We start from the raw sequence: 26,184 nt of genomic DNA on the forward strand, positions 1-26,184 counted from the left end.
CCTTTCTTCATCTTTCTTCACGGCAGCAAATTTATCTTAAAGTCAGACTAAAGACGGTCGCTGAATTTTTTTCAACATGTTACACTATTGATTAGTTTATTTATGGAATACAGAGAAAGAGGCGACAGCATCAAATGGAAAAATTAAGAATTCAATTTCAACGATTTATGGTGGGCAGATATGGCGTAGATAAATTTTCAACCTACTTGCTTTACGGAGGATTGGCTATTGTTTTATTCTTTAACTTGCTAAATTGGTCGATTGGTGGCTTACTTGGATGGGCAGCGATCATTTTAGGCTACTATCGAACTTTTTCCCGCAATCGGACAAAACGGTATCAAGAAAATCAGAAATTCCTAACTTTTAAACGCCGTATCGATAACCAATGGAAGAAACAACGCAAAAAATTTCAAGAGCGAAAAGTATATAAATATTATGCTTGTCCCAACTGTCATAAAAAATTACGTGTGCCCCGAAATAAAGGCAAAATCACTATTACATGCCCGCACTGTCGCGAAAAATTCATTAAGAAAACTTAAATTGCTAGGTATTCATCAAGCAATCATTTAAAACCAAAACCTTGCTACAAGTTACTTAAGAAATCCAGTAACTTGTAGCAGGTTTTTTTAATTCATTATTAACGCTTAAAATACAGTATTTCGACTGTTTTATTCATATTTTTGTGAATTTCCGACTTATATTGCACATTTTTTGTATAGATGTGTTATTATATTAAAATACGATTAGTTAAATTAAATTAAGGAGTGTTTATAGTGAGGAAAACATATAAATTAGCAGCATCTTTGAGTACAGTATTCTTATTAAGCGCATGTAGTAGCAATGGTGATACTTCTAGTACTTCTAGTAGTAGTTCAACAAATGACGGCTCAGGGGACCAAGTCGTTCATTATACTGCACCCACAGAATTATCAACGATGGATACAGCTTTAATTACCGATATCAATAGTTCCAATTATTTAGGACATGTCATCGAAGGGTTATTGCGCATCGATGAAGAAGGAAACCCAGTACCTGCTATTGCAGCTGATGAGGGAGTCATCTCGGAAGATGGTCTTACGTATACTTATAAACTTCGCGAAGATGCGGTATGGTCTAATGGCGATCCTGTTACAGCCAATGATTTCGTATATGCTATGCAAAAATTAGTTGATCCTGATACTGGTGCTTCTTATAGTTACTTAGCTGAAACGATTAAAAATGCTCCCGAAATTATGGCTGGTGAAACAGAGGTTAGTGAATTGGGCGTTACGGCAAATGGAGATCATGAAATTACGTTTACCCTAACCCAGCCCACTCCTTACTTTAAATTTTTATTAGCTTTCACAGCTTTCTTCCCACAAAACCAAGCATTTGTTGAAGAACAAGGTGATGAGTATGGAACATCTAGTGATGCGCTACTTGCAAACGGACCATTTACATTGGAAAATTGGGATGGAACTGGATTAACTTGGGACTTAGAAAAAAATGACGATTATTATGCAGCAGATGAAGTGTCTTTAGACGCCGTTAATGTTCAAGTTGTAAAAGAACCAAGTACTGCAGTTAATTTATTTGAAGGCGGTCAAACGGATAACGCTCATCTAACAGGAGAAATCGTTAAACAATACGCTGATAATGAAAATGTTGTCGTTCAAAAGAAAGCAAGAACCTCTTATTTGGAATTCAACTGGGATAATGATTACTTACAAAACGAGAAATTAAGAGAAGCTTTAGGTTTAGTAATTAATACAGATGATTTAGTCAACACTGTCTTAGGCGACGGTTCGACTGAAATTGGCGGCTTTTTACCAGCTGATTTTGTTACTAACCCCACTACTGGAGATGACTTCACTGAAGAAACAGAATCTTTCCTTTCTTACGACGTAAAACGTGCACAAGAATTATGGGAAGAAGCAAAAACTGAATTAGGCGTAGAGAGTATCGCCCTTTCTTTCGTTGGAGACGATGATGAGAAAAGCAAGCAACTCAGTCAATACATCCAAGGGCAAATTCAAAATAACTTACCAGGCATTTCCATCGAACTACGTAATGTTCCTAAAAAGAATCGTCTTGCACTAGCAGATTCTCGTGACTTTGATGTTCTGTTGACTGGTTGGGGAGCTGATTTCGCTGATGCAATCAACTTTATGGACTTATTATACAGTGACTCACCGTACAACGAAGGTGGCTATGCAAATGCCGAATATGATGCTCTTATCGATCAAGCTAAAACAACGAATGCAAATGATGATGAAAAACGTTGGGCCGATCTTCAAGAAGCTCATACAATCTTGACGGACGATTTTGCTTTCATTCCATTGTACCAAGAAGCCGAAACACAGCTTCGCAATCCAGCTGTTGAAGGAATCATCCTCAACTCTGTTGGTGTCGAATTTGACTTAAGTCGCGCAAGTGTTAAAAATTAATTAACTCGAATGAAAAGGTCGAAGAAAACTCCCTTATTGGGAACTTTTCTTCGACCTTTTTAGCGCTCTGATTTAGAAAGTTGTTTCGTCAAGTAATAGGTGTTTAGTTTGGATATGAAACTAGTCAGTTCATTTCCGGTTAGAACTGGCTGAAATAATTCTGGTTTAAACATATAGACAATTTATGTCAACTCAAATGAAAAACGATTTTGAGTTAGTTGCACAATAAAAAAGGATTGATAGGTTAGTCTTGAATCCTTTTTTTATTATGCTATACTGAAATCTTCAAGTTTTATAAAAGGATCATAGATGAAATGGGAGGGATTTCTATGGATGAAACCACGTTTAGTGAATTAGTTGAACGCTCTAAAAAAATACGAGCACGTTACCATGAGTTGGAGATAAAGCACCATGAAGATATTTGGACAGTTGAAGAAGATGCATTAGCATTTCTGACCGATGCTGGTTTAGTTGGGCGTTTAACTATGGCACAACAAGAACGTTGGCCTAGTAGCTCAACAAACGAAACCGATTTAGAACTAAAAATTGGTGAAACCATGTGGTGGTTGATTGTTCTAGCTGAAAGAATGAACATTAATAGCACTGAAGCTTTAGAAAATTTTTTATCCACTACTGAAAAAAGATTAGAAAAATAATACACTAATGAACGATTTATTAGTCACAAAAAAATACCCGCTCCCTTTTTAATACTAAAGGAACGAGTATTTTTTCTTACATTTCTCTTGCTAATTTTTCGCCATTCAATACTACATCATAAGTGATTTCAGCTTTTAATGAATTAGAAACGGTGCAATATTTTTCTTCACTTAAACGAACGGCACGCCAAATTTTGCTGCTATCTACTGTTCCGTCTACTACAAAAGTTATGTTCATAGCCGTAAAGTCTTTAGGCGCTTCTTCTCGGCGGGTTCCGTCAGTGATAATTTCAAGTTTTTCAATTTTTTCTAGATGAGGTTTTAAAATCATCGTTGCATCAATTCCGATGCATCCAGCTAATGATGCTAAAAGCATTTCAGTCGGAGTAGCACCTTCCCCTTGTCCGCCATAAGCTGGTGTAGCATCCATCTTAAGTTCATAACCTGAATCACCTTTAGCGGTAAACTTACGACCTTTATTCCATGTTGTTGTTACAATCATCGTTTTACCCCTTCTCTATGTTCTAATTCTTCCATTTTTAAAAATCGTCTAGCACGTTCCGTTTTTGGTTGTGTAAAAAAGGCTTCGGGCTCATTTTGTTCAACGATAACGCCGTCTGCCATAAAAATCACACGATCTGCCACTTCACGTGCAAATTGCATTTCATGTGTCACGATAACCATTGTTCGACCTTCTTTAGCTAATTCTTTGATGACTGTCAAAACTTCATCGACTAATTCAGGATCCAATGAAGATGTTGGCTCATCGAATAACATTACGGTTGGATCCATAGCTAACGCACGTGAAATGGCTACACGCTGTTGTTGTCCACCCGATAATCTAGAAGGAAATTCATCTTTTTTATCTGATAATCCTACTTGTTCCAACATTTTTTCGCCAAGTTGGTTTGCTTTAGTTTTATCCATTTTCTTAACAGTAATCAACGCTTCCGTTACATTTCCCAATGCCGTTTTATGGGGATACAAGTTAAATTGTTGAAAAACCATTCCTGTATGCAAACGTGCTTCACGAACTTTTTTGGTGCGCTCTTTTTTAGACTGCTCAGCGTTCATAACAACGCCGTTTACTTCAATGCTTCCAGCTGTTAGTTCTTCAAGACCATTCATGCAACGCAGCAAGGTGCTTTTTCCAGATCCACTAGGTCCCAAAATAACCACAACTTCACCTGAACTAATTTGCAAATCAATCGACCTTAAGACTTCTAATGCTCCAAACGATTTTACTAATCCATTTATTTTAATCATGTTAATCCCTCAACTATTCATAGATTGACATACGTGCTTCCAACTTGTTCAGTAGGAAAGAAAAAACCGTGCTCATGATCCAATAAATGACCGCGATTCCCAAGTAAAACGGCATGTAACTATAATATTGAGCAATCAGCAATTGAGCTGAACGCAATAATTCCGTTACACTGATGACCGATACTAAGGACGTTTCTTTCAACATACCAATAAAGGTATTCCCTACTGGCGGAATAGCAATGCGAATGGCTTGCGGAAGAATGATTCGACGCATCGCTTGCCAAGGTGTCATCCCTGTTGCATAAGCAGCTTCCATTTGACCTTTTGGAATCGACTGTAAAGCTCCACGAATCGATTCAGATAAATACGCTCCATTATTAACACTCAATGCAATAAAAGCAGCTGGCAAAGGATCTAAACTAATTCCAAAATCAACTAAACCATAATAAATAATGATGATTTGAACCAATGTCGGTGTGCCTCGGATAATTGATACATACCCTCGTGCAACAGCTTGGATCGCTTTATTGCCTTTCAAACGGGCTATTGCGACGATGATCCCGATAAGAGAACCGAAAAACATCGAAACCAACGTGATCAATAACGTATAATACGCTCCTTGCAACAAGAACGGGATATTCTGTATTAAAACTTCCATAAAAGAAGTACCTCTCTTCTACTTATTCTTGCTTCATGTTTAGTCTTTTGGTGGTGCTTCGCCGAACCATTTCATAAAGATTTCATCATACGTACCATCTGCTTTAATATCAGCTAAAATAGTATTTACTTCTTCAATAAATGCTTCATTGCCTAATTGAACAGCAATTCCTGCTTGGTCTGATTTGATTGGTTCACCAACTGCTTTAATCTTCAACCCATTTGCTTCAATGATTGGTTTTAAAGCATACATGTTGTTGATAGTAGCATCGATTCGACCAGAATCCAAGTCTTTCAAAGAAGTGATCACATCATCATACGTACGAATGTTAAATTCGCCGACTTCAGGCATCAATTCGTTACGCAAGTATGTTTCATCATTTGTTCCTAGACCTACTCCAATGTCTTTACCCACAAAATCCTCAACAGAAGTAATCTCTGTATTGTCGTCTTTAACAATAACTTTTACTTGATTGGTGATATATGGATCTGAGAATAACATTTCTTTTTTACGGTCATCCGTGATCGTCATTTGACTAGCAACCATATCAAATTTACCCGTTTGCAATCCAGCGATCATTCCTGAAAATTCTTGAGAGACAAATTCAATGTCCACATCTAATCCTTTGGCAATTTCTTTAGCAATATCTGCATCAAAACCATCCATATCTTTATCTTCATTGATAAAGTTGTACGGTTGATACGTTCCCATTACGCCGACTTTTAATACCCCAGCGTCTTGAACTGACTTCAATAAATCTCCATCAGCAGTTGAAGTTGCATCCTCTTTTGTTGATGTTCCACATGCACTAACAAATAACGCTACTACCGCAATTCCAGCCAGCATCCATTTCTTCTTTTTCACTATTTATCTCATCCTTTTCTGTTGACGTTCTTAATTTTTAATTTTATCACTTTACAAAAAGTAAGTAAAGAGATTAGTTTATCATTTAAAAAAGTCTACATTAGCTTTATATTAACTATACAACTTGTATTTAGTTTATAACAATAGAGACTGCAAAAGCTAAAAGATGATTCTTTAATCTATCTTTTTTGGCTTAGTTGCCTTAAACACCATAAAATCAGCACATCTTAAATCTTCTTCGAATGACGGATATTTTTCCAACATTGTTTCTGATGGCTTCGGTTCGACTATACTTTCTATAGTAAAACCAGTTTTTATTAACTTGTCAACATAACTGGTTAATGTCCTGTGGAAAAACATTACTTTATCTTTATCCCCTAATCGTTGTTCATGAGCACCTTCATAAAAATAACGATCCACGTTCCAATGCAATTTTTCTCCACTATCATTTTTCTCCCAACCACTTCCAGGAGTAACAAAACAAGGATGCAAAATAGAAAAGATAAAACTGCCTCCTTCTACTAATAAACGAAACATCTCTTGAAAGGCTTTTTCGTAGTTTGGCAAGTCTTGCATAACCATGTTAGATACTATCAAATCAAAATTAGTGTCTTTGAGCGTATTCAAATCCTCACAGTTGCCTTTTATATACTTAATCTGTAAGTCATTTGGTGTTCTCTCTTGTGCAATTTCAATCATCCTCAAAGAGTAATCAACCGCTGTCACATTCGATCCACCTTTGGACAACAATCGGCTTAAATAGCCTTCACCACATCCGGCATCCAAAACTTGTTTATTTTTAAATTCTCCCATAAGAGAAAATATAGTTGGATTTAAAAACACTTCTTTATGAATATCCCCTTGTTCGTTATGAGTTTTTGAATACGTATCGGCAAACGCATCCCATCTTCTAATGGCTTCTTCAGCATTAACAGTTTGGTCCATTTATGATTCCCTCCTAATTGGAACGACTTGAGTTCCGGCTATTAAATCACCTAAATGACGTTTATCTTTTCTAAAAAATCCCATAACCAATAAGATAACAGCTAACAGAATTCCGGCATTTGTAAAAACAATCGAGCTCCAAGTTGTAAATTCAGAATAAATACCATCGATGACCCCAATATGAGCAAGCTGCCACGGTAAAAATTTAATGCTATTTCTAACCAAACTTCTAAAAAACGAAGGCGTTTTATACTGTACTTTTAAACCCACTCTTCTCTTACCATATGTCCCAAAGGGTTTTTTGTAATCAAGTAACGAGAAAATAAGCACTATCGGAACAACCGATTCAAACGTTGCTATCAGTTGAGATTGAATGATTGTAAATCCAGGTATTCCATCTAACACTAAAAAATAAAAGACTAAGTTAGCCAGAAGAAGAAACACAAGATAAAGCAAAATCACACCGTAATCAATTGCCAGTTCTTTGATTCTTACTTGCACTCGAATCGGATTATTCTCCCTCACTAGCTTCACCCTTTCAAACTAAAATTTGAACTTATGCGTCAATTATACTACATATTTTTACTTAACAGGTTTAAGTAAAAGTTCAACATGCGTTTAGGAAAAACAAAAATATACAAAAACTATTGTAGCAGCAATAACCCTATAGGAATTCCTAATTTTTTACTATACAATTGAAAGATACCAATCAATTTTTTCATACAGTGGGTGTTTAAAATAAATTTACTATTAAGGAGTCCAACTTATGAAGAGTGGTTTAGAACCAATCTATGATGAAAATACTAAAATTTTGATACTCGGCAGTGCTCCAAGTGAGAAGTCGTTAGAATTGCAACAATACTATGCCAATAAAGGCAATCAATTTTGGAAAATCATTTCTGAATCTTTAAATACTACTGATCCAATCGACTATGAAAAACGGTTGGAATTATTGTCACAAAACCAAATTGGCCTATGGGATATTTATAGTCATTTTGATAGAATTGGGAGTTTAGATAGTAACTTTAAACAAACAAAATTAAATAATTTTGATGCATTATTTTCAACAGCATCTATCAAACTTATCATTGCAAATGGAGACAAATCTTATCAAGAAGTTTTAAAATCAACTATTTTTGAGCACTATACTGTCATAAAATGTTTATCCACCAGTGGTGCAAATAATGGCAAAGCACAAGAACGAAAAATGGAATGGAATGAGGCTCTCCAACTTCCCTTTCTTAGAGAGTAATTCATTCAAATCTTACAGTAGCCATGGAGTACCCTCTAGTATTCAAAGTGAAAGGGTATACGTGGGATTTGATTAAAATATAATGAACTAAATTTATCCTAACAAAAAGACAAAATATCTTTATACGATATTTTGTCTTTTTCATATCTAAATCTAATTAATATATATTACATTATAAAGGAACTCTCTCTATCGAGCTCCTCCGCCGCCTCCACCACCGGCACCTCCACCTCCACCAAAGGAAGTTGAACCACCCGTTCCAGATACTGCTGATGAAGCACTTGAATGGAATCCACCATTTGCTAATCCACTAGACCAGTTATTTCTAAACCCTGTCACACCATTCCAATACCAGTAATGATAGATAAATTGATTGTCGTCATAGCTATTATCCGGATTCGGAATCATTTCCTTGAACTCTTTAGTTATTTCTTCACTTCTATAGTATAAAGTATTCCAAAATAGAAATTCTTCAAAAGAGAATGGGTTAGTACCATCTGAAAAACCTTCCAAGTCAATTTCTTCTAAATAATTATCAAATTGAACCAAGCGATCAAATAATCTATCCCCTTCAGGGCTGGCAACAGCTACTTCATGTTTTGCACCCCATACGTCAACTTTTCCAAAAGAAATAAGACCTTCTCTTTCTAAATACTCTTTTGAATAATCAATCAAATGATCTGCAAATTTCCCTACTTCTTTAGCATGTTTTCTAGCCCATTGCTTCATTTCGTCATCTTTAATAATCTCATTACTGTCAGAAGCATCCATTAGCATGGTCCACAAACCACTTTCATAGGTTTCCTCGTGATTAGTCTCAAGGTTATCCACAAATTCTTTAAAAGACTGTGGATAACGTAAACGTTCTTCCTCAAAATGGAGTATTTCAATTTCCGTATCAAATCCATCACTAAATAATGATTTTTTCTCAGCTGTATGGATAATGATTCGTTCCTCATAAGACCATTTCAGCAAATACGCTGAGAAGTAATCTTCGAAATACCCTTTATGGATGTCTTGCAATAAATAGGCAATGCCGGCAAAATCTTCTCCAGTAAATGGAATCTCTTCTAATACAACATCTTTATGCTCTTTGATTCTTTGTGCTCCTGTGCGCATTTGCCCTGCTTCTTTTCTGGCCTTTTTTAATTTCTTTGTATAATTGATAATAAAAGCTGTGATTCCTCCACCAGCAACTGCAACAAGAGAGATGATAACGATAGGAATCGTATTAGAAATAGCCTCGTCATTATACGCTGAGCCATTCATAGCCATTTCGCGTTGTTCCTCCGCCGTCATACCTGCACTAGCTTGTGTAGCGAACATACCTTGCGGAAACTGCAGCAAGACCGTTACATCTTTGCTATCATCAACTTCTTCATCTGCTTTCCAGACAATTGTATGTCCTTCTAATTCGATATCTCCTTCAAAACCAAATCCCCAGAAACGAACATTCTCTTTAGTAAAGGGTTCAAATCCAGTAATTTCAACTGTTAAATTCTCTGCTGGAATGTCAGAAAATGTATCAAAATTCCATAGTAAACCTTGTCCATCTTCCAATTCACGAACTAAGTTTGATAAAGTATACGTTACTTCATAGTCATTTTCTCCATACTCACCAATACCCCATATGAGTTCTAATCCATCATCTGTCTCAACAGTACCATAATGTCCAGCCTTCTCTTTTAATGAAGCATCTAGATTCCATGGTTCCATCAATTGATAACCAGCTACTGAAAAATCAATCAGTTTAGAATCTTGCAAGCCCTCCAATGCAATGTATAACTCAGTGCCATCATCCATAGTCATTTTTCGATGTTCTGTAACAACTCCAGAACCGTCTTCTTGTAAGTCAATTTGAATTTTCATATCTGATAATTTATTTTCCGCAAAAACAGTTTCACCAAATGCCATACTAAACAGAAAAGCTATGCCTATACCAACTAACCCTTTGATCCTTTTATTCATCTAACTGTCCCCACTTTCTGTTTTATGTAACTCATTTCTTTTAGATAACTTATTTTTGTTTAATTCTTCTATCTATTTCTAGTATACACAATATCACTATACTCTAGGAAACGTTTTCCTATATAGCTGCTATAAATGTTCTTTTGCTTAACTAAGTACTCCTTTAAAAAATTGGAAGTGAAAAAGAGAGCTTTAGTATTAGTCTCTAAAAATCAGTGTGAAAACTAATTTTAGAGGCAACTAAAGCTCTCATCTATTATCTAAATGTCTATTAAAAATTATTAGCGTGGTTTTTAGTCACAAACCCATTTGCCGTCAATCATGTTGCAAGCGGCCGCATTTGATCCCATTAATGTTAGTCCTTTTAATTGAAATCCTTCTTCTTTAGCGATTTTTTCAATCGTTTGTTCGATAACTTCTTGTGGCTGTGCTCCACTGATTAAGTATTTTTGGTTCACTACCAGTGCAGGAGCTCCTTGAATACCATAATCTTGTACGCGTTGTAAGTCTTCCAAAACGGCTTGTTCCGTTTCTGGGTTCTCGAATTGCACTTTCCAATCATCAAAATCAATTGAAGTTTTCTTTACTACATCTTCAATCACTGTCAAATCTGAGATATCTCTGTTTTCTACAAACAAAGCTTGTTGCAAACCATCGAAAACAGCCCAATACGTGTCTTGATCCGCAATCATTCCAGCAGCTTTCGCAGCTTTCAATCCATTTTTAGATGTTGGAAATAAGAAATCCTGTTCTTTCATTCCTTCTATATTAAAACGGTGTTCGTCATCATTTTGATTAGCATTTTCCCAATGATGAATTACTTCAGGTTTTACTGCTTCATGCGAACCAAATTGCTGAATAAACTGTTCTTTCTCCCATCCTAAAGCAAATGAACGATGGATGATTTCTAATTTTGGATACTTTTCAGCCACTTTTCTCATGCGATAAGACATCGGAAAACAAAAACTACAGATCACATCGTGGAAAAATTCTACTTGCATGTTATCACTCCTACTAGTTGACTTCTACTTACTTATTGTAACTTGAATAGATTGCATTATCAACTTTGTCCCCTCATTTGATATTCTCGTTACATTCGCTTATTTTGATGTGTGATCATTGATTGAATAAACCAGATTACACTTTTACTCTCCCAATTAGGTTGATTATTTTATTTTTTTGGGGACTGTTAACATAATAGCATTGCCTCATTTTTAAAGTTCTATAGATACCATCCGCCATATTTTATGCCATTCTTTATTTTTCATACGTTCAACATATATTGGATAAAAATCACTCGGCTTTTGGTAAAAAGGTGTAGGCTTCACTTTCATTTCAAACAGATCTTGTATTCCATAGGGTGCCATGATTTCAAATTCATTATTAGAAATCCTTATTGCTAGTGCAGTTGGTATTTCTGGAAAGTGAGCAACTCCATCATACGTTGAAGTAAAAGGATCAAAGCCACTTTTTAAATGCATACGGGCTTGGTTTTTCACGGACCAAGGCTGATTTGGAAGTAAAATCCCTAACTCTTTTTCCAATTGTTTTTCTATTTCCCAGGAAATATTTGAAGGGTCGTAATAAATAACATCAATATCATTTATAGGTGTCGCAATATGATGAAACTTATCCCAAACTTTATTTCGAATAAGACCTGCACATACCCAAGCATCTTTTATCTCTAATTTCTCTACAGTTTTCAAAATTGATACTATGTAAGTGTCTTGTTTAATCATTTCTGTCAACTGTTTTTCGAAGTTAGCCATTTTGACCTCCTTAAATATGGCTATTTCTTTCGTATGATTTTATATGTAGCATTTTCATGACTAAGAACACCGTATCTTTTAATCAAAAATCACGAAGAATTTTGATTTATAAAAATGTGATTTTAAGATAGCTTCCTTCTCATTATTGTAAAAGACAAAATATTCAGGTCAATCAGTTAAAGAATCATCTTTCCTATGAAACAGTTGATACTTTACTTTTTAACTATATTGCTTTATATCCTTTTTAACTATATTGCTTTATATCCTTTTTAACTATATTGCTTTATATCCTTTTTATCAGTAATTTTAAATAAAGGGTATATCCTTACTCTTACTATAGGCTCATTCAAAAAAAAAACACGAAACTATTCAACTTCGTGTTTTAAAAACCTCTACAAATTAATGAAATTTCCCAGAAACAAGTTCTCCATTAAACATAACAACTCTTTCTGGACAAACTCGTGCAATTAGGTGTGCAGAACTTTCTGCTTTTGCAAATAATATCTGCGCTTGGTCTCCAATTTTTGGCCATCGTTGATTGCCTTTTGAATCTAAAGGAGTTAATCCATTCGAAACCAAAGAATATGCTTGAGCTAATGACCTTTCATCTTTCATCGAAAACACTTCTGCGGCCCGGCTAGCTCGTTCAATTAAATCCCCAGAACCAAATGGGCTCCAATGGTCATTGATATTATCATTTACCACTCGTACTTTTACTCCCTCTTCTTGAAGTAATAGAACTGGTAGAACAGTTGTATCAATCGGAATAGTTGTGTTAATTCCAATACCCGCTTCAGCTAATTTTTTTGCAATCGTTTGAATCATTTCTTCATCTCCATCAGCCAAAGCAAGTGCATGGCTAATTTGAACTTTTCCTTCTAATTGGTATTTTTTTGTGTAGTCAATTATTCGATTAATTTCAAATAATCCTAATGTTCCTCGATCATGCAGATGGTAGTCAATTCCTCTATTGTATTGACGAGCTAATGTAAAAGTTGTAAGGAGCGATTTTTCTATATCTCCATCAATCGTTGCTGGATCCAATCCCCCTAAAATAAACGTATCATCACTAGCCAAAGCCCTACTTAATAAGCCTTGTTCTTCAGTTATCAACGTGCCATGTTGTGGAAAAACAACAATTTCGTAATCTAAACGATGTTTATTTTTTTCTAACACTTGTTTTACACACAGTAAATTATCTAATTCTATGACCGAATCAACATTTGTTTGAACTCTTAAAAAGGTAGCTCCTTTGCTACAAATTAAATCAATCAATGCTTGTGCTTTTTGGGGTGTTTCAGAAAGAAAATCTCTTAAAAATTCTTTCTCTTCTTGAATCCGTTCTGCTACTCCTGAAGCAGGGATAACCGCTTGCCATTTTCCGCCAAAATGACCCTTGTCTAAATGGACATGATTATCTTGCAGAGCAGGTAAAGCTAAGTAACCTTTTGCATCAATTGTCTTTAGACTAGTTTCTGGAGCTTTCTCAGTAATCGTCTTGATTTTGCCATTCTCAACTTCTAAAGCAAACTCAGCTGTAGTCGTTACAAATTTATTCGATCTGACTTCCTCGTAACCTGTCTCTAAATAAACATTTTTTATCCAAACCATATCAATTATCTCCTTCTTTGAATTATGTCACTCTAGTTCATTATTCACTACTTATTAACTGTTTCAATTCTACTTCTTCCTACCCTATAAAGACATCTTCTTGAGGATAGCGCAACAAAGAATTTTCTTTTTTAGCAATCAATATAGAAGCAACCGTAACGGGACCGAGACGTCCGACAAACATGACAAACATAATAACAAATTTACCTATTGTCGTTAGTTCCGATGTTAACCCAGCTGAAAGTCCAACGGTTCCGAATGCTGAAACAACTTCAAAAATAATAGCAATAAATGATCCGTTTTCAGTTATCGTTAAAATAAAGATAGCCACAAAAACTAATAAAAAGCTTAACATGGTTAGAGTAAAAGCTCTCAAAATAGCATTGCTTTTTATTCTTCGCCCAAACAAAGACACTTCTTCTCCACCTTTTAAGATGGTAATTGTTGTTAAAAGTAAAATAATAAATGTGCTTAGCTTGATTCCACTACCAGTTGAAGCACTTCCTGCCCCAACAAACATTAATAGCACAGTTAACAATGTGGTGGGTACTGTCAGCGCAGTTATATCAATAGAATTAAAACCAGCTGTTCTAGGAGTCAGACCTTGAAAATAAGCACTCCATACTTTATCCCCAAATGATAAATTTCCTAACGTTTGAGGATTGGAATATTCTAAAAGAAAAATTGAAATTATTGCAATCACATTTATAACTATTGTACCCATAATCATAACTTTCGAGTGAAGAGTCAAGGTCTTAAATTTCTTCTTATTCCACACATCTAAAAGAACTGTAAATCCTATTCCCCCTAAAATAAACATACTGGTAATGGCCAAGTTAACTAATGGATCTCCTACATAATTAGTTAGATTATCCGGCCATAGAGAAAATCCAGCATTATTAAATGCTGCGATAGTATGGAATAAGCTATAAAAGGTACCCTTAGAAAATCCAAATTCTGGAATCCATTTGATAGACAAAATGATAAAACCAACTAGTTCAATACTAAAAGAGAAGACTAACAAGTACCGAACCAATCGAATAATTCCTCCTGAAGAGTCTTGGTTTAATGATGCTTTAATAAGATTTCTTTGTTGCATGCCAATTTTCCGTTTGAATATGAAAAAAATAAAAACTGCAGACGTCATTAGACCTAAGCCACCAAGTTGCATAAGGAACATAATAACTGTTTGTCCAAATAACGTAAAAGCTGTACCAGTATCAACTACAATTAAACCTGTAACAGTAACTGCAGAAGTTGCAGTAAATAAAGTGTCTAACCATGAAATTGTTTGTGTAGTCGCAATAGGTAATTTTAATAACATTGTACCCATTAAAATAAGAATAAAAAAACTTGTTACAACTGTCATTGATGGATTTAAACGACTAGTAGATTGTTTTAAATATCCTTTTAGAGTAATCTTATTCATCAATCTACAATCCTTTCTCTTCCAAACGTTTTATATCATTATTTTTTCCTATAACGACGATCATATCTCCTTCGTATAATTTATCTTCTGCTGAAGGTGATATATTTACCTTATCTCCATTTTTTATAGCTAAAATAGTACAGCCATATTTTGCTCTGATATTTAACTCATTAAGCGTTTTATTAGCTAGTCTTTTAGAAATGTCTAGTTCTGATATGCTATACTCTTCAGAAAGTTCTATATACTCTTGAAGCTTTCCAGATTGTATTTGATTAGCAACTCTAATTCCCATATCGTATTCTGGTTGGATGACTCTATCTGCTCCAATCTTAGCAAGAACTTTCTTATGATTAGCATTTTGAGCCTTTACCCATACATTTTCTACACCCATTTCTTTTAATAATAGGGTACACATAATACTTGCCTGCATATTATCTCCTATCGCAACCACAGCATAATCAAAGTTTCCAACACCCAGCAACTTCAAAACTTCTTCACGGGAGGCATCTGCTATAACTGCTTTTGTACTATCGTTTAAAACCGCATTAACTTTTTCTTCCTTTATATCAATCGCTAAAACTTGATGACCCAAACGATACAACTCTTTACAGACACTTCCTCCAAATCTGCCTAATCCAATAACTACAAATTCTTTTTTCATAATTCAACTCCTGCCTACTCTCCCTAGATCATAGGGATCAATAGTTTTTTTTATGATAGTTGAAAATTTTATAACATTGTACAATGAGAAATATAGTAATCCATTATGTATGTTTGTAAATTTCATTATACTAATATATGCGACTGTAGTATTGTTCTTTATACATCATAATAGTGTCCACTTTATTATAATTCAAGCGATTTCTATCCGTTCATTATTTACTAAGGTTAATTTTTTCTTTATATTTACTTACAGGCTGTGGTCCTATTTTATTTTATTGTATACTATTCTATAGATGAATAATTTATTAGTATTGTTCTTTTAACCGTTTACTACCATTATTTGGTCATCTATTACTTATTACCACAAAAATTAAACGATACAACTGGAGATGAAATTGACTTGAAGAAAAAAAATTACATATTGAGAGCTTTTCTTTTTAACCCTGTAACCGTAGCGATTTACGGGATAGGGGCTTATTACGTATGTTCACTTGCTCAATACGGCGGAGTTGCTCAGAAAGCTCCCATTATTTTGACTATTTTTATTAGTTTGATTGTCTGGATGGGTTGGGGTCTTTATTGGTACATCTGGAAAGTTGATAAAAAACAAACACCTTCACCACATACCATAAAACGCAGCAAATTTCTCTTTCTACTTAGTATCAATTTTTCCCTTTTGATCACTGTTGCATCAGGAATCAGCCTTTACCATAGCGGTACTAATTATCAAGGGAAATTAGCTTATGTCATTCAAGATTATTTAACTTCTAGTGATGTCACATTTGATCACAATAATGTCTATCAAGATGGTTTAAATGGCTTATTAGAAGATCTTGAAACGAAGTATGATTTGCCAGAAGAATTGTATGTCAGTAATCAAGTTGAATTGACCTTTAATAAAAAGGGTGACATTACTACTTTATACAGCTTTTTGTACGGTTTAAACGATGATGGTGAGACGGAAAGTTTTTTAATCGATTATGACCGTTCAAAAAGTGATATTCTCAGTGTGACTTTGAACGGAAACGTCAATCCAACCTTTGAGAAAACGATGAGACTTCAACCGCTGTTAGATGCAATGGAAAATCTTCCAATAAAAGAAACGGTCAAAGAATGGGATGAAGAAACCCTTGGCATCTATTATGCTGGTTCCCGCAGTTGGGGATACAATACTGAAGGCATTCTTTATTTTGATGAAAAGGGAGATACCTTTCCAATCGAAACAGCTTTCAATGAAATTATTGGCTATACTATTTCTGTTTATACCCCAAATAACAACACGATTACACCGGTACGTTTTGTTGACTATTCACCAACCGTATCTCCTGCACAAATTGGAGACGTTCCAACCGATCAAAACATGAATGACAATGAAACGTACTTTTTGACTGAAAATACTGGTTACCAATTATTCGTAGTAGATGCCGCGTTAGGTTCACGTTTCTATACCTTGAACAAAACCACAGATGGTGGAAATACTTGGGACGTTATTAATTCTGATCCATTTGTAGGACAATTAGGCGTTTCATCTGGAATAACATTTATGGATGAAAACCTTGGCTTCATTGGATTGTCCCGCAGTGGAGGCAGTTATGCAGATCTCTATCGAACAACAGATGGTGGTGTCACTTTTGAAGAAGTCGAACTGCCAATGATTGAAGTTCCTTTAACCGATACAGAGAAATATGCTCCTTTTGACTTTCCTGAAATGCCTTATAAAGAAAGCGACAGTCTGTTTATTCAAGTAAATCAAGGACAAGACGGCGATTATAACGGCGGCAGTAAAGCCTTGTATCAATCCAAAGACAATGGCGAAACTTGGGCGTTTGTTGGAGAAGTTTAATAATATTCACCTTATAAAAAAGATAACCTTCAGTTTGTTTTAAACAAACTGAAGGTTATCTTTTTTTTACTTGAGTAAAAAACCAACTTATTCAAGTTTTCCTATCTAAAGAATGTCTTGCAATTCTTGGATAGCATTTATCCTTATATCTGATTGTTGCAATTCTTCTTCTGACCCAAATCCATAATTACATCCTATGTTAACTAGATTGTGGTAGTGACTAATTTCAAAATCCTGTATGCGATCTCCGACAATAAGAAAATTTTCTTTATACTGTTTTTCAATTAATTCAAAAATCTTGTATTTGGCACTATACTCAAATGTTTCTGTGCAATACATCTCTTCAAAATACTGATTTAACTGAAAAGCTTGCCGATGTGCATTCATATATTTTTCACTACAATTACTTAAAAAGATAAGTTGGTATCCTTTATGTCTTAAGTAACCTAATGTTTCCAAAGCTCCAGTATAAAGAGTTGCTTCTTTTGCGAGAACTTTTTTCAGCAACGTTTCTCCTATGATTTTTGAAGCAGTAGCTTGGTGTTCAGCATCTAAATTAGGCATGAAATTTTCCCACATGTCTTTACTGCTATACCCTAACCATTTAGTGATTTCTTTATCTTTCCACTCTCTTGGGTCAGCTTTTTTATTCTCGATCAAATAGTTATAAGCCATTTTGAAAGCAGCAATATAGTTTGCCGTACTGTCATGCAGTGTCCCATCGTAATCAAAAATATTGGTTTGAATGTTCTTTAGTCTTGTTTTATCCATGATCCGACCTTACATGCCTTTCAATAGATTGGCCATTTCAATCGCTGAAACTGCAGATTCATAACCTTTGTTTCCAGCTTTCGTACCGGCACGTTCAATGGCTTGTTCAATGTTATCTGTCGTTAAGACCCCAAACATTACGGGTACACCTGTATTCATTGCAGCTGCAGCTACTCCTTTTGAAACTTCAGAACAGACATAATCGTAGTGCGAGGTAGACCCTTTAATGACTGCCCCTAAAGTAATAATAGCATCATACTTTCCTGAAGCTGCCATTTTTTGTGCAACTAATGGAATTTCATAAGCTCCTGGAACCCACGCAACTGTGATTTCTTCCTCTAGCATGCCATGTCTTCTTAAACCGTCAACAGCTCCACTTAATAATTTTGATCCTATAAATTCATTAAACCGTGCAATCACGATACCCACTTTTAAGTTTTTTGCAATTAATTGTCCTTCGAATACGTTCATTTTAATTCCTCCATGTATGATATTTTTTTGTAGTACGCTGTCCATTTTTAGTAGTTCAAATGATGATGCATTTTTTCTTGCTTGATCTTTAAATAGTCTTTATCTTCCGCAAAAGCTTCCATTTGAAGTGAAATTCTTTCTACAATATCCAAACCGTATTTATCCATACTCTCTACTTTCAGTGGATTATTAGTCATCAGGCGTAGATGAGAAACACCCAAGTCATCAAAAATTTGTTTGCATTCATAGTACTCTCGTAGATCAACTGGAAAACCAAGCAATAAGTTAGCTTCAATGGTATCGTGTCCTTGATCTTGCAACGCATAAGCTCTTATTTTATTGACTAAGCCAATTCCACGCCCCTCTTGACGCATGTAAACTAAAATCCCACGTCCTTCATCTGCAATTCGTTTCATTGCTGCATCCAATTGTTGACCACAATCACATTTTTTAGAACCAAATACATCACCTGTCAAACATTCCGAATGGATACGACAAAGTACCGGCTCTCCATCACTGACTTCACCCATAACCAAGGCGACATGGTGTTCACCAGTTACCGTATGTTCATAGGCATAGATGTCAAAATCTCCATATTTGGTAGGTAACAGTGCTTTAGATTCGCGGAAAATAACTTGTTCTTGGGTTTTTCGATACTCAATTAAATCGGCAATTGTACCGATTTTCAAATCATAATCATCAGCTAAAGCCAATAAATCGTCTCTTCTTGCCATCGATCCATCTTCATTCATGATTTCACAACACAGACCCACTGGTTGCAAACCTGCTAAACGCATCAAGTCAACCGTTGCTTCTGTATGTCCATTTCGAACCAATACACCCCCGTCAACAGCTTCTAACGGGAACATATGCCCTGGTCTTCTAAAGTCTTCCGCTTTTGCATCATCGCTCACCAATTTCATAGCGGTCAATGACCGTTCCCCAGCTGAAATACCCGTTGTCGTTTCCACATGATCCACTGAAATGGTAAAAGCTGTCCCATGATTATCTGTACTGTTTAGACTCATTTGTGGCAATGCGAACTTCTTTGTATAGCTTTTAGGCATAGGCATACAAATTAGACCTTTGGCATAACTAGCCATAAAGTTCACATTTTCTGTAGTAGCAAATTCAGCCGCACAAATAATGTCTCCTTCATTTTCTCTGTCTTCATCATCTACCAATAAAATGTTTTTCCCAGCTCTTAAATCAGCAAGTAACTCTTCAATTGTATTAAACATATGTCTCTCCATTCTGTTCTAAAAGAACCCGTTATCTTTCAAAAATTCTGTCGTTACTTGACTCTCTTGAACTGGCAATTTCGAATCCAAACCTAATAATTTTTCAACATATTTTCCGATCATATCGCATTCAAGATTTACAGCATCTCCAAGTTGCTTCCGCAATAGAACGGTCTCTTCACCGGTATGAGGAATGACAGAAACCTTGAACGATTGATTATCAACCGTCACAACTGTCAAACTAACGCCATCAATCGCTATAGAACCTTTCTCAATAATGTAACGCAATAATTTAGGACTTGTTTCAACCGTGATCCAAACGGCATTATCCTCACGCTTCATTTCTCTTATCTTTCCCGTTCCATCGATATGGCCACTCACCATATGGCCACCAAGACGCGTTTCCAAACTTAGTGCTCGTTCCAAGTTAACGTAACTTCCAGGCGCTAATTCCCCTATGTTCGTCCGTTTTAACGATTCGGACATGACATCCGCATCAAAGGAATCATTTTCTATTTTCGTCACGGTCAAACAAATCCCATTTGTCGAGATACTATCTCCGATACGAGTCCCTTGCAATACTTTTTGTCCCTTTATTTTGAGTATTGAAGAATTTTCACCTCGCCTGATTGCTTGAATCGTTCCCATCTCCTCGATAATTCCTGTAAACATGCTTTTCCTCCAATCGATTGCTTCTCTTTATTTAATAATATAGCCTTCCACAAACAGATCTTCTCCGACCATTACAGGCGTCATCCGATCAATTTGAAATGCATTTTTTAATGAGTGAACTCCTGCCCCTTCTACAGCTGTTTTAGCCTCTTTTCCTCCAATGATTTTTGGCGCAATATAGGACTGTATTTTGTCCACGATTCCTTCTTCCAAAGCCGAGAAATTCAAATTTGCACCGCCTTCCAGTAAGATACTATCAATTCCTTTAGCTCCTAGTAGCTTCATTAATTCTTTTAAATCAACTCTTCCACCTTTTTCTTTAGTTACAAGCACTTCAATGTCCATCTGCTTTAACGTATCTAATTTTTCCTTATTGGCTCTTCTTGTGGTGGCCACAATTGTCTTCGCTTTATCCTGTTGAGTTAATACCTTTGAAGCGATTGGGATTCTTAGCTGACTATCGACAACAATTCTAATAGGATTACGACTGTTTAGTGTTCTAGAAGTTAGTTGTGGGTCATCCTTGATAATCGTTTCTATACCGACCATAATTCCAGCTAATTCATGGCGCAGGGAATGGACTTGTTTCCTAGAGGACTCACCAGAAATCCATTGAGATTCACCAGTCACTGTAGCGATTTTTCCATCTAGAGACATTGCATTTTTCATAACCACAAATGGTTCTTTCGTAACAATGTATTTTATGAAGATCTCATTCAATTTTTGACTCTCTTCTTCTAGTACACCTGTAACTACTTCAATTCCATTGCTACGAAGCCTTTCAATTCCTTTTCCAGCAACTAGTGGGTTTGGATCGAGTGTGCCCACGACTACTCGTTTAATGTTCTTGTCTATCAGTAAGTCTGAACAAGGTGGTGTTTTCCCAAAATGAGAACACGGTTCTAACGTGACATACAACGTTGCCCCAGTCACATCTTCTTTGGCTGATGCAATCGCATTTACTTCCGCATGGGGCTGTCCGTATTTTTGATGATACCCTTGCCCAATAACTCTTCCACCTTTTACAATGATCGCTCCAACTAAAGGATTAGGAGTTGTCCATCCTTTTCCCTTTCTTGCCAAGTCCAGTGCCATCCTCATGTACACTTCATCCAATCCTCTCACTCCATTCAAATTAAAAAAGCCCCAAGAATGTACTCTCAGGGCTTTCGTCATTTTTTTTACAAGGCTCAACAAATAACTCCGAATACTTTGTACTCGGTTACTTTTTGATTTTTGTAAACTTTGTCTTCGCTTTATCCAGACTATAACTGTCGGCTTCGGAATCTAACCGAATCTGCCTTACGGCTCGTGGGCTTTACCACCGGTAGGGACTTGCACCCTGCCCTGAAGACTATTTAATTTTTACTTTTCCACACAAAAAAGCCCCAGATTTTTATATCCAGGGCTTCGACTTATAGCTAAATAAGACTAGTTAATAGTTGCTTCACAAATTCATGATTGCTATCTATCCAAAAAAAGACTCTAGCTATCTTAATTTCTCTGCAATTACTTTGTCTTCGCTTTATCCAGACTATACTGTCGGCTTCGGAATCTGACCGAATCTGCCTTGCGGCTCGTGGGCTTTACCACCGGTAGGGACTTGCACCCTGCCCTGAAGACTATTTAATTTTTACTTTTCTACACAAAAAAGCCCTCAGAATTTTATATCCAGGGCTTCGACTTATAGCTAAATAAGACTAGTTAATAGTTGCTTCACAAATTCATGATTGCTATCTGTCCAAAAAAAGACTCTAGCTATCTTAATTTCTCTGCAATTACTTTGTCTTCGCTTTATCCAGACTATACTGTCGGCTTCGGAATCTAACCGAATCTGCCTTACGGCTCGTGGGCTTTACCACCGGTAGGGACTTGCACCCTGCCCTGAAGACTAATTTACTTTTGTAATGTAAGAATATATTTAAATACAAGAGATGTCAATATTTTTTATATGAACTGTCCGATTACCTTAATACTAAGTGTACTAAAAGTACTAGTAAAGGCTATTCTTCAGTAGTCTATTAATCACCTTTTTACATGAGCAACTTAATTCAGTGTCCTCTGAAGTGAGGTGCTCTTTTTTCAAGAAACGCCATGACAGCCTCTTTATGATCATCTGTTAAAGAAGACAGATGCATCAGTTGTGCCTCTCTATAATTGAATTTTTCTAAATCACTATAAAAAAACTCATTGGAAAGTTGCTTTTGATAGGAAACCGTTTGTGTTGGTAATGAAGCTACTTTTTTTACAAATGCCCATGTTTCTTCTTTTAAGGTTCCATCTTCAACCACTTTATTTGCTAAACCCAATTCAAATGCACGCTCTCCTTTGATAGGTTTAGAAAACATTAACAATTCTGTTGCCATTGAGATTCCTACCATCTTTTGCAAGAAATATAGTACACCTGTGTCTCCTGGTAATCCCATGCCTACAAAGGCTGTAACAAGAGAGCTGCGTTTCTCCATGATACGAAAATCAGCTGCTAGTGCTACCCCCATGCCCGCACCCGCTGCCGCTCCATTGATAGAAGCAATAACCGGTTTGCTGCAGTTTCGAATGGCACGACCCATTGCCCCTGTAGCTTCGACCAAATGTTCTGGAATCCCTCCATCATCTTTTTCTATCATCTCTTTAAACTGGTTAATGTCCCCTCCTCCACAGAACAACTTTCCTTTACCTGTCAAAACAACTGCACGAATATTCCCATCTTCTGACGCCTTCGTTAAAGCTTCTGGAATCTCTCGAAATGAAACTTCTGAGAAGGCATTTCCGACTTCAGGTCTATTAAAAGTGATGTACGCAATATTCTCTTTTTCTTCATACAGGATTGTTTGATACATTTCTACTTACCCCTCTTTTCTGACAATAATACGGACGACTTAGCAGCAATGGCTTTCTTACGAAATCAGTAGGAAATTCATTTATGCTAATAATTTTTGATCATTAAGACAACGCTTTCTTTTATATACTTAGTATATTCCTATAGCTCATTCGATACAAATTACCATTAGTCATACAGGGTATTAGCAAAGCTAATGACCTGTATGACTTTCTTAATTAAATTAATTTTTAGTTATTTCGTTTAAAACCATTTTACTGACTTATAAAGAAGATCCTGAATTTTTTTTTGCCACTTCATCAATGATATATTCTTCATAGCCATCCCCATCAATCTCATAATTCTTTTTCTGCTAAACCATCCAACATAACTGTATAAGATCCTTCAGGTTTTATACTTACTCGTCTAGACTTGCCATAAACCTTATAATGACTAGCGCAATTTAATCTACTATTTTTGACAAAAAAGCTCCCTCGTGAGATGCTTTATTTGTAATAAAATCAGAATATGAAGAGAATGGAGGATTTTTATGTCAACTATGGTTTTTGTGAATTTCCCTGTATCTGATGTCAATCGCTCTGCTGCATTTTATGAAAAATTAGGGTTTACTAAAAATAATGAATTCTCAAACGATGAAGCTGTCGCAATGGTTTGGGATGATAATTTTTGGATTATGCTACTGAATCACGAATTTTATAGCCGTTTTCTTAAAGATAAAACAATTGCAGATACTCAAACCACTAGCAGTGCTCTAATTTCATTCAGCCTGGAAAGCGCTGATGCCGTCAAAAAGTTTGCTGAAACGGCAAAAACCAATGGTGGTGATTTCTACAAAGTAGACATGGGAATGTCTGAAGATCAAATGTTTGGACTTGAAGTACAAGATCTAGACGGAAATACCTTAGAGCCCAGTTGGATGGCAATGTAATAAGGATTTTTAAACTACTGTAAATTAATAGATTGACGCAAAACACCTCTGTCGAATTCGACAGAGGTGTTTTTATAAAAATTCAATGGCTTTTTTGCCTGAAATAGGATTAATATAGGTGCGACATTCCACTTCATACAATTCTTGAATGACCGCTTCCGTTAACACTTCTTCCGGTCTACCCTCTTTAATAATTCGTCCATCTTTCATCGCATACAAATAATCCGTAAAGCGTGCAGCTAGATTCAAATCATGTAAAGCTGCTAATACACCTATCGGTAAGGAAGCGACTGTTCTTAAAATACTCAATTGATGTTTAATATCCAAATGATTGGTGGGCTCATCCAAAACTAAAAATTTAGGTTGTTGGACCAACGTTCTACCTAATATAACTCGCTGTTTTTCTCCACCTGACAGAGATAAGAAACTCCTATCCGCCATTTTTTCCAAGTCCATTTGGAGAAGAACCTTTTCGACAATTTCATAATCTAACGCATTGTCTCTCTCCATTAAACCTTTGTACGGTGATCGTCCGAGCAATAGCATATCACGGATAGAAAAATCAAAATTGACTTCATGAAACTGTCCCACGACACCCAATATTTTTGCGAGCTGTTTATGTGAAAGGTCTTGAACATTCTCGTCACCCAGCGTAATAACTCCCGTTTTGGGTTCAAGTAGTTTAGAAACACTTTTCAATAAAGTTGATTTCCCACAGCCATTCGGTCCGATCAGACCTACAAACTGATTTTGACGGACATGCAATGAAACATCTTGTACAATTTGCTGGGAGCCAATAGATACCGATACGTTATCAATCGTTAAATTCATACTTACCCTCCAAACTCGTAGCCTTTTTTAACAAAAATGTAAATGAATAGCGGTGCGCCAATTAAAGAGGTCAAAATACCAATAGGCAACTCAACTGTTGGCAGGATAATACGAGATAAAATATCGCACCATACCATAAATAAAGATCCCGAAAAAACTGATAACGGTAAGAAGTACCGATGATTTGATCCGACTATTCCACGGACAATATGAGGAATAATCAATCCTACAAATCCAATCATTCCAGTATTTGCCACGATAACTCCGGTTAGAATTGATGTAATAACGAGATACAATTTGCGGTAAAATTTCAAATTTACTCCAAGCGTAACGGCTGATTCATCGCCTAATAGCATAATATTTAAAATCCGTATTTGTGTTAAGAAAAAGAGCAAACAAACTAGAACAACGGTTGCCAACAAAGGAAGCTTGGACCAACTTGCTCCTGCCAAACTTCCCATCATCCAGAATGTTACTGAACGAATCCCTTCCGCATCATTGGCTATGTATATGATGAAATTGGAAAAGGCTGTAAAAAGGGCATTTAATACCATCCCGGATAAAATCAATTTGATTGAATTCATTTGTCCATGAATATTCGACAATAGTAAAACTAGAAGAGCCGCTGTCACCGCTCCTAAAAATGCCCAAAATGATAACCCAAATTGAGCCAAGATACTAGTTCCACCAAAGCCAATTAGAATAGCAAACGTTGCACCTAGAGAGGCGCCAGAAGAAATACCTAAGATATAAGGATCTGCGAGTGGATTTTGGACCGTTGTCTGCATAACCGCACCGGCTAAGGATAATCCCATACCCGTCAGCATTGCTAAAAGGACTCTTGGAAAACGAATCTGCCAGATGATACTTTCGTAAGAGTTAGAAGAAATGCCAGATAAGTCATTAACTATTCCTCCTGACAAATTTTCAAGCAGTATCTGAAACGATTCTTTCAGAGGTATTGCGACTTGTCCGACCGCAACACCGATTCCAATCGAAAAGATAATCAATACAGTAAAAAGGAGTAAACATATATAAAATAATTTGCGTTGCTTATCAATACGGTTCATCAGTTTACTCC

Annotated in this window: 26 protein-coding genes and 3 riboswitches; of the genes, 6 read left to right on the plus strand and 20 right to left on the minus strand. The window is 36.0% G+C overall.

The genetic code is table 11. The features are described from left to right. Window positions 1–134: 134 nt before the first annotated feature. The 3 genes from CAT7_RS01690 (at window position 135) to CAT7_RS01700 (ending at window position 3,082) form a co-directional block, all read left to right on the plus strand. Window positions 135–539, plus strand: a complete 405-nt coding sequence (locus tag CAT7_RS01690; RefSeq protein WP_007721299.1) for a hypothetical protein — start codon at window positions 135–137, stop codon at window positions 537–539. Window positions 540–773: 234 nt separating this feature from the next. Then, window positions 774–2,426, plus strand: coding sequence for a peptide ABC transporter substrate-binding protein (locus CAT7_RS01695; protein WP_007721301.1), 1,653 nt, complete (start codon window positions 774–776; stop codon window positions 2,424–2,426). Window positions 2,427–2,755: 329 nt separating this feature from the next. Beyond that, window positions 2,756–3,082, plus strand: coding sequence for a hypothetical protein (locus tag CAT7_RS01700; protein WP_007721303.1), 327 nt, complete (start codon window positions 2,756–2,758; stop codon window positions 3,080–3,082). Between the two features lie 76 nt (window positions 3,083–3,158). Here the strand turns inward: CAT7_RS01700 and CAT7_RS01705 are convergent, their stop codons facing one another. The 6 genes from CAT7_RS01705 to CAT7_RS01730 all read right to left on the minus strand — a co-directional run bounded on the left by CAT7_RS01705 (window position 3,159) and on the right by CAT7_RS01730 (window position 7,349). Next, window positions 3,159–3,584, minus strand: a complete 426-nt coding sequence (locus CAT7_RS01705; RefSeq protein WP_007721305.1) for an OsmC family protein — start codon at window positions 3,582–3,584, stop codon at window positions 3,159–3,161. Beyond that, complete coding sequence (locus tag CAT7_RS01710; RefSeq protein WP_007721306.1) at window positions 3,581–4,348, minus strand: amino acid ABC transporter ATP-binding protein; 768 nt, start codon at window positions 4,346–4,348, stop codon at window positions 3,581–3,583. Before CAT7_RS01710 ends, CAT7_RS01705 begins: the two co-directional genes overlap by 4 nt. 13 nt (window positions 4,349–4,361) lie before the next feature. Next, window positions 4,362–5,006: an amino acid ABC transporter permease gene (locus CAT7_RS01715; RefSeq protein ID WP_007721307.1), complete on the minus strand. Its 645-nt coding sequence runs from the start codon at window positions 5,004–5,006 to the stop codon at window positions 4,362–4,364. A 39-nt stretch (window positions 5,007–5,045) separates the two neighbouring features. Further along, window positions 5,046–5,870 carry a substrate-binding periplasmic protein gene (locus CAT7_RS01720; protein WP_007721308.1) on the minus strand — a complete coding sequence of 275 codons (825 nt, stop codon included), beginning with the start codon at window positions 5,868–5,870 and terminating at the stop codon, window positions 5,046–5,048. 174 nt (window positions 5,871–6,044) lie between these two features. Continuing rightward, window positions 6,045–6,815 carry a class I SAM-dependent methyltransferase gene (locus tag CAT7_RS01725; protein WP_007721310.1) on the minus strand — a complete coding sequence of 257 codons (771 nt, stop codon included), beginning with the start codon at window positions 6,813–6,815 and terminating at the stop codon, window positions 6,045–6,047. Continuing rightward, window positions 6,816–7,349, minus strand: coding sequence for an RDD family protein (locus CAT7_RS01730; RefSeq protein ID WP_035019331.1), 534 nt, complete (start codon window positions 7,347–7,349; stop codon window positions 6,816–6,818). A 232-nt stretch (window positions 7,350–7,581) separates the two neighbouring features. Between CAT7_RS01730 and CAT7_RS01735 the strand changes: the two genes are divergently transcribed. Then, window positions 7,582–8,067, plus strand: a complete 486-nt coding sequence (locus tag CAT7_RS01735; protein WP_007721316.1) for a DNA-deoxyinosine glycosylase — start codon at window positions 7,582–7,584, stop codon at window positions 8,065–8,067. 189 nt (window positions 8,068–8,256) lie between these two features. Here CAT7_RS01735 and CAT7_RS01740 read toward each other — a convergent pair whose 3' ends face one another. The 6 genes from CAT7_RS01740 to CAT7_RS01765 all read right to left on the minus strand — a co-directional run bounded on the left by CAT7_RS01740 (window position 8,257) and on the right by CAT7_RS01765 (window position 15,505). Continuing rightward, window positions 8,257–10,035 (minus strand): DUF2207 domain-containing protein, encoded by a 1,779-nt coding sequence (locus CAT7_RS01740; protein ID WP_007721317.1) that lies wholly within the window; start codon window positions 10,033–10,035, stop codon window positions 8,257–8,259. 293 nt (window positions 10,036–10,328) lie between these two features. Then, window positions 10,329–11,036, minus strand: a complete 708-nt coding sequence (locus CAT7_RS01745) for a DsbA family oxidoreductase (protein WP_007721318.1) — start codon at window positions 11,034–11,036, stop codon at window positions 10,329–10,331. A 213-nt stretch (window positions 11,037–11,249) separates the two neighbouring features. After that, window positions 11,250–11,804, minus strand: coding sequence for a nucleotidyltransferase family protein (locus tag CAT7_RS01750; protein ID WP_007721319.1), 555 nt, complete (start codon window positions 11,802–11,804; stop codon window positions 11,250–11,252). A gap of 399 nt (window positions 11,805–12,203) precedes the next feature. Beyond that, complete coding sequence (locus CAT7_RS01755) at window positions 12,204–13,415, minus strand: amidohydrolase (protein ID WP_007721320.1); 1,212 nt, start codon at window positions 13,413–13,415, stop codon at window positions 12,204–12,206. A gap of 79 nt (window positions 13,416–13,494) precedes the next feature. Then, window positions 13,495–14,844, minus strand: a complete 1,350-nt coding sequence (locus CAT7_RS01760; RefSeq protein WP_007721321.1) for a TrkH family potassium uptake protein — start codon at window positions 14,842–14,844, stop codon at window positions 13,495–13,497. 4 nt (window positions 14,845–14,848) lie between these two features. Further along, window positions 14,849–15,505, minus strand: a complete 657-nt coding sequence (locus CAT7_RS01765) for a potassium channel family protein (protein ID WP_007721322.1) — start codon at window positions 15,503–15,505, stop codon at window positions 14,849–14,851. A gap of 402 nt (window positions 15,506–15,907) precedes the next feature. Between CAT7_RS01765 and CAT7_RS01770 the strand changes: the two genes are divergently transcribed. Further along, window positions 15,908–17,350, plus strand: a complete 1,443-nt coding sequence (locus CAT7_RS01770; protein WP_232208098.1) for a WD40/YVTN/BNR-like repeat-containing protein — start codon at window positions 15,908–15,910, stop codon at window positions 17,348–17,350. Between the two features lie 105 nt (window positions 17,351–17,455). Here CAT7_RS01770 and CAT7_RS01775 read toward each other — a convergent pair whose 3' ends face one another. From CAT7_RS01775 to CAT7_RS01800, 6 genes are all read right to left on the minus strand, one after another. Further along, a complete protein-coding gene (locus CAT7_RS01775) occupies window positions 17,456–18,121 on the minus strand; it encodes an HAD family hydrolase (protein ID WP_007721324.1) in 666 nt (221 codons plus the stop codon). A gap of 9 nt (window positions 18,122–18,130) precedes the next feature. Beyond that, window positions 18,131–18,592, minus strand: a complete 462-nt coding sequence (gene ribH, locus CAT7_RS01780) for a 6,7-dimethyl-8-ribityllumazine synthase (protein ID WP_007721326.1) — start codon at window positions 18,590–18,592, stop codon at window positions 18,131–18,133. Between the two features lie 47 nt (window positions 18,593–18,639). Continuing rightward, on the minus strand, window positions 18,640–19,833 hold the full coding sequence (locus tag CAT7_RS01785; RefSeq protein ID WP_007721328.1) for a bifunctional 3,4-dihydroxy-2-butanone-4-phosphate synthase/GTP cyclohydrolase II: 1,194 nt from the start codon (window positions 19,831–19,833) through the stop codon (window positions 18,640–18,642). Between the two features lie 18 nt (window positions 19,834–19,851). Further along, complete coding sequence (locus CAT7_RS01790) at window positions 19,852–20,505, minus strand: riboflavin synthase (RefSeq protein WP_007721339.1); 654 nt, start codon at window positions 20,503–20,505, stop codon at window positions 19,852–19,854. Window positions 20,506–20,532: 27 nt separating this feature from the next. Beyond that, the gene (ribD, locus tag CAT7_RS01795; protein ID WP_029277637.1) at window positions 20,533–21,606 is read right to left on the minus strand and encodes a bifunctional diaminohydroxyphosphoribosylaminopyrimidine deaminase/5-amino-6-(5-phosphoribosylamino)uracil reductase RibD; all 1,074 of its coding nucleotides are present in this window, start codon (window positions 21,604–21,606) and stop codon (window positions 20,533–20,535) included. 142 nt (window positions 21,607–21,748) lie between these two features. Then, a riboswitch (FMN riboswitch) is annotated at window positions 21,749–21,864 on the minus strand. A gap of 153 nt (window positions 21,865–22,017) precedes the next feature. Next, window positions 22,018–22,132: riboswitch (FMN riboswitch) on the minus strand. Window positions 22,133–22,286: 154 nt separating this feature from the next. Further along, window positions 22,287–22,401: riboswitch (FMN riboswitch) on the minus strand. Between the two features lie 155 nt (window positions 22,402–22,556). Then, on the minus strand, window positions 22,557–23,345 hold the full coding sequence (locus CAT7_RS01800) for an enoyl-CoA hydratase/isomerase family protein (protein ID WP_007721345.1): 789 nt from the start codon (window positions 23,343–23,345) through the stop codon (window positions 22,557–22,559). Between the two features lie 528 nt (window positions 23,346–23,873). Here CAT7_RS01800 and CAT7_RS01805 point away from each other — a divergent pair. Further along, window positions 23,874–24,272 carry a VOC family protein gene (locus CAT7_RS01805; protein ID WP_007721352.1) on the plus strand — a complete coding sequence of 133 codons (399 nt, stop codon included), beginning with the start codon at window positions 23,874–23,876 and terminating at the stop codon, window positions 24,270–24,272. A gap of 72 nt (window positions 24,273–24,344) precedes the next feature. Here the strand turns inward: CAT7_RS01805 and CAT7_RS01810 are convergent, their stop codons facing one another. Beyond that, complete coding sequence (locus CAT7_RS01810; protein WP_007721355.1) at window positions 24,345–25,103, minus strand: ABC transporter ATP-binding protein; 759 nt, start codon at window positions 25,101–25,103, stop codon at window positions 24,345–24,347. A gap of 2 nt (window positions 25,104–25,105) precedes the next feature. Beyond that, a complete protein-coding gene (locus tag CAT7_RS01815; RefSeq protein ID WP_007721358.1) occupies window positions 25,106–26,173 on the minus strand; it encodes a FecCD family ABC transporter permease in 1,068 nt (355 codons plus the stop codon). Between the last annotated feature and the right edge of the window lie 11 nt (window positions 26,174–26,184).

Source organism: Carnobacterium sp. AT7, from assembly GCF_000171855.1.
Classification (GTDB): Bacteria; Bacillota; Bacilli; order Lactobacillales; family Carnobacteriaceae; genus Carnobacterium_B; species Carnobacterium_B jeotgali.

Excerpts from the sequence above, each read along its gene's own strand:
- CAT7_RS01690 (WP_007721299.1), top strand. The coding sequence starts at position 135 with ATGGAAAAATTAAGAATTCAATTTCAACGATTTATGGTGGGCAGATAT.
- CAT7_RS01700 (WP_007721303.1), top strand. The coding sequence starts at position 2,756 with ATGGATGAAACCACGTTTAGTGAATTAGTTGAACGCTCTAAAAAAATA.
- CAT7_RS01705 (WP_007721305.1), bottom strand. The coding sequence starts at position 3,584 with ATGATTGTAACAACAACATGGAATAAAGGTCGTAAGTTTACCGCTAAA.
- CAT7_RS01710 (WP_007721306.1), bottom strand. The coding sequence starts at position 4,348 with ATGATTAAAATAAATGGATTAGTAAAATCGTTTGGAGCATTAGAAGTC.
- CAT7_RS01715 (WP_007721307.1), bottom strand. The coding sequence starts at position 5,006 with ATGGAAGTTTTAATACAGAATATCCCGTTCTTGTTGCAAGGAGCGTAT.
- CAT7_RS01725 (WP_007721310.1), bottom strand. The coding sequence starts at position 6,815 with ATGGACCAAACTGTTAATGCTGAAGAAGCCATTAGAAGATGGGATGCG.
- CAT7_RS01735 (WP_007721316.1), top strand. The coding sequence starts at position 7,582 with ATGAAGAGTGGTTTAGAACCAATCTATGATGAAAATACTAAAATTTTG.
- CAT7_RS01740 (WP_007721317.1), bottom strand. The coding sequence starts at position 10,035 with ATGAATAAAAGGATCAAAGGGTTAGTTGGTATAGGCATAGCTTTTCTG.
- CAT7_RS01745 (WP_007721318.1), bottom strand. The coding sequence starts at position 11,036 with ATGCAAGTAGAATTTTTCCACGATGTGATCTGTAGTTTTTGTTTTCCG.
- CAT7_RS01750 (WP_007721319.1), bottom strand. The coding sequence starts at position 11,804 with ATGGCTAACTTCGAAAAACAGTTGACAGAAATGATTAAACAAGACACT.
- CAT7_RS01755 (WP_007721320.1), bottom strand. The coding sequence starts at position 13,415 with ATGGTTTGGATAAAAAATGTTTATTTAGAGACAGGTTACGAGGAAGTC.
- CAT7_RS01760 (WP_007721321.1), bottom strand. The coding sequence starts at position 14,844 with ATGAATAAGATTACTCTAAAAGGATATTTAAAACAATCTACTAGTCGT.
- CAT7_RS01765 (WP_007721322.1), bottom strand. The coding sequence starts at position 15,505 with ATGAAAAAAGAATTTGTAGTTATTGGATTAGGCAGATTTGGAGGAAGT.
- CAT7_RS01775 (WP_007721324.1), bottom strand. The coding sequence starts at position 18,121 with ATGGATAAAACAAGACTAAAGAACATTCAAACCAATATTTTTGATTAC.
- ribH (WP_007721326.1), bottom strand. The coding sequence starts at position 18,592 with ATGAACGTATTCGAAGGACAATTAATTGCAAAAAACTTAAAAGTGGGT.
- CAT7_RS01785 (WP_007721328.1), bottom strand. The coding sequence starts at position 19,833 with ATGTTTAATACAATTGAAGAGTTACTTGCTGATTTAAGAGCTGGGAAA.
- CAT7_RS01790 (WP_007721339.1), bottom strand. The coding sequence starts at position 20,505 with ATGTTTACAGGAATTATCGAGGAGATGGGAACGATTCAAGCAATCAGG.
- ribD (WP_029277637.1), bottom strand. The coding sequence starts at position 21,606 with ATGAGGATGGCACTGGACTTGGCAAGAAAGGGAAAAGGATGGACAACT.
- CAT7_RS01800 (WP_007721345.1), bottom strand. The coding sequence starts at position 23,345 with ATGTATCAAACAATCCTGTATGAAGAAAAAGAGAATATTGCGTACATC.
- CAT7_RS01805 (WP_007721352.1), top strand. The coding sequence starts at position 23,874 with ATGTCAACTATGGTTTTTGTGAATTTCCCTGTATCTGATGTCAATCGC.
- CAT7_RS01810 (WP_007721355.1), bottom strand. The coding sequence starts at position 25,103 with ATGAATTTAACGATTGATAACGTATCGGTATCTATTGGCTCCCAGCAA.
- CAT7_RS01815 (WP_007721358.1), bottom strand. The coding sequence starts at position 26,173 with ATGAACCGTATTGATAAGCAACGCAAATTATTTTATATATGTTTACTC.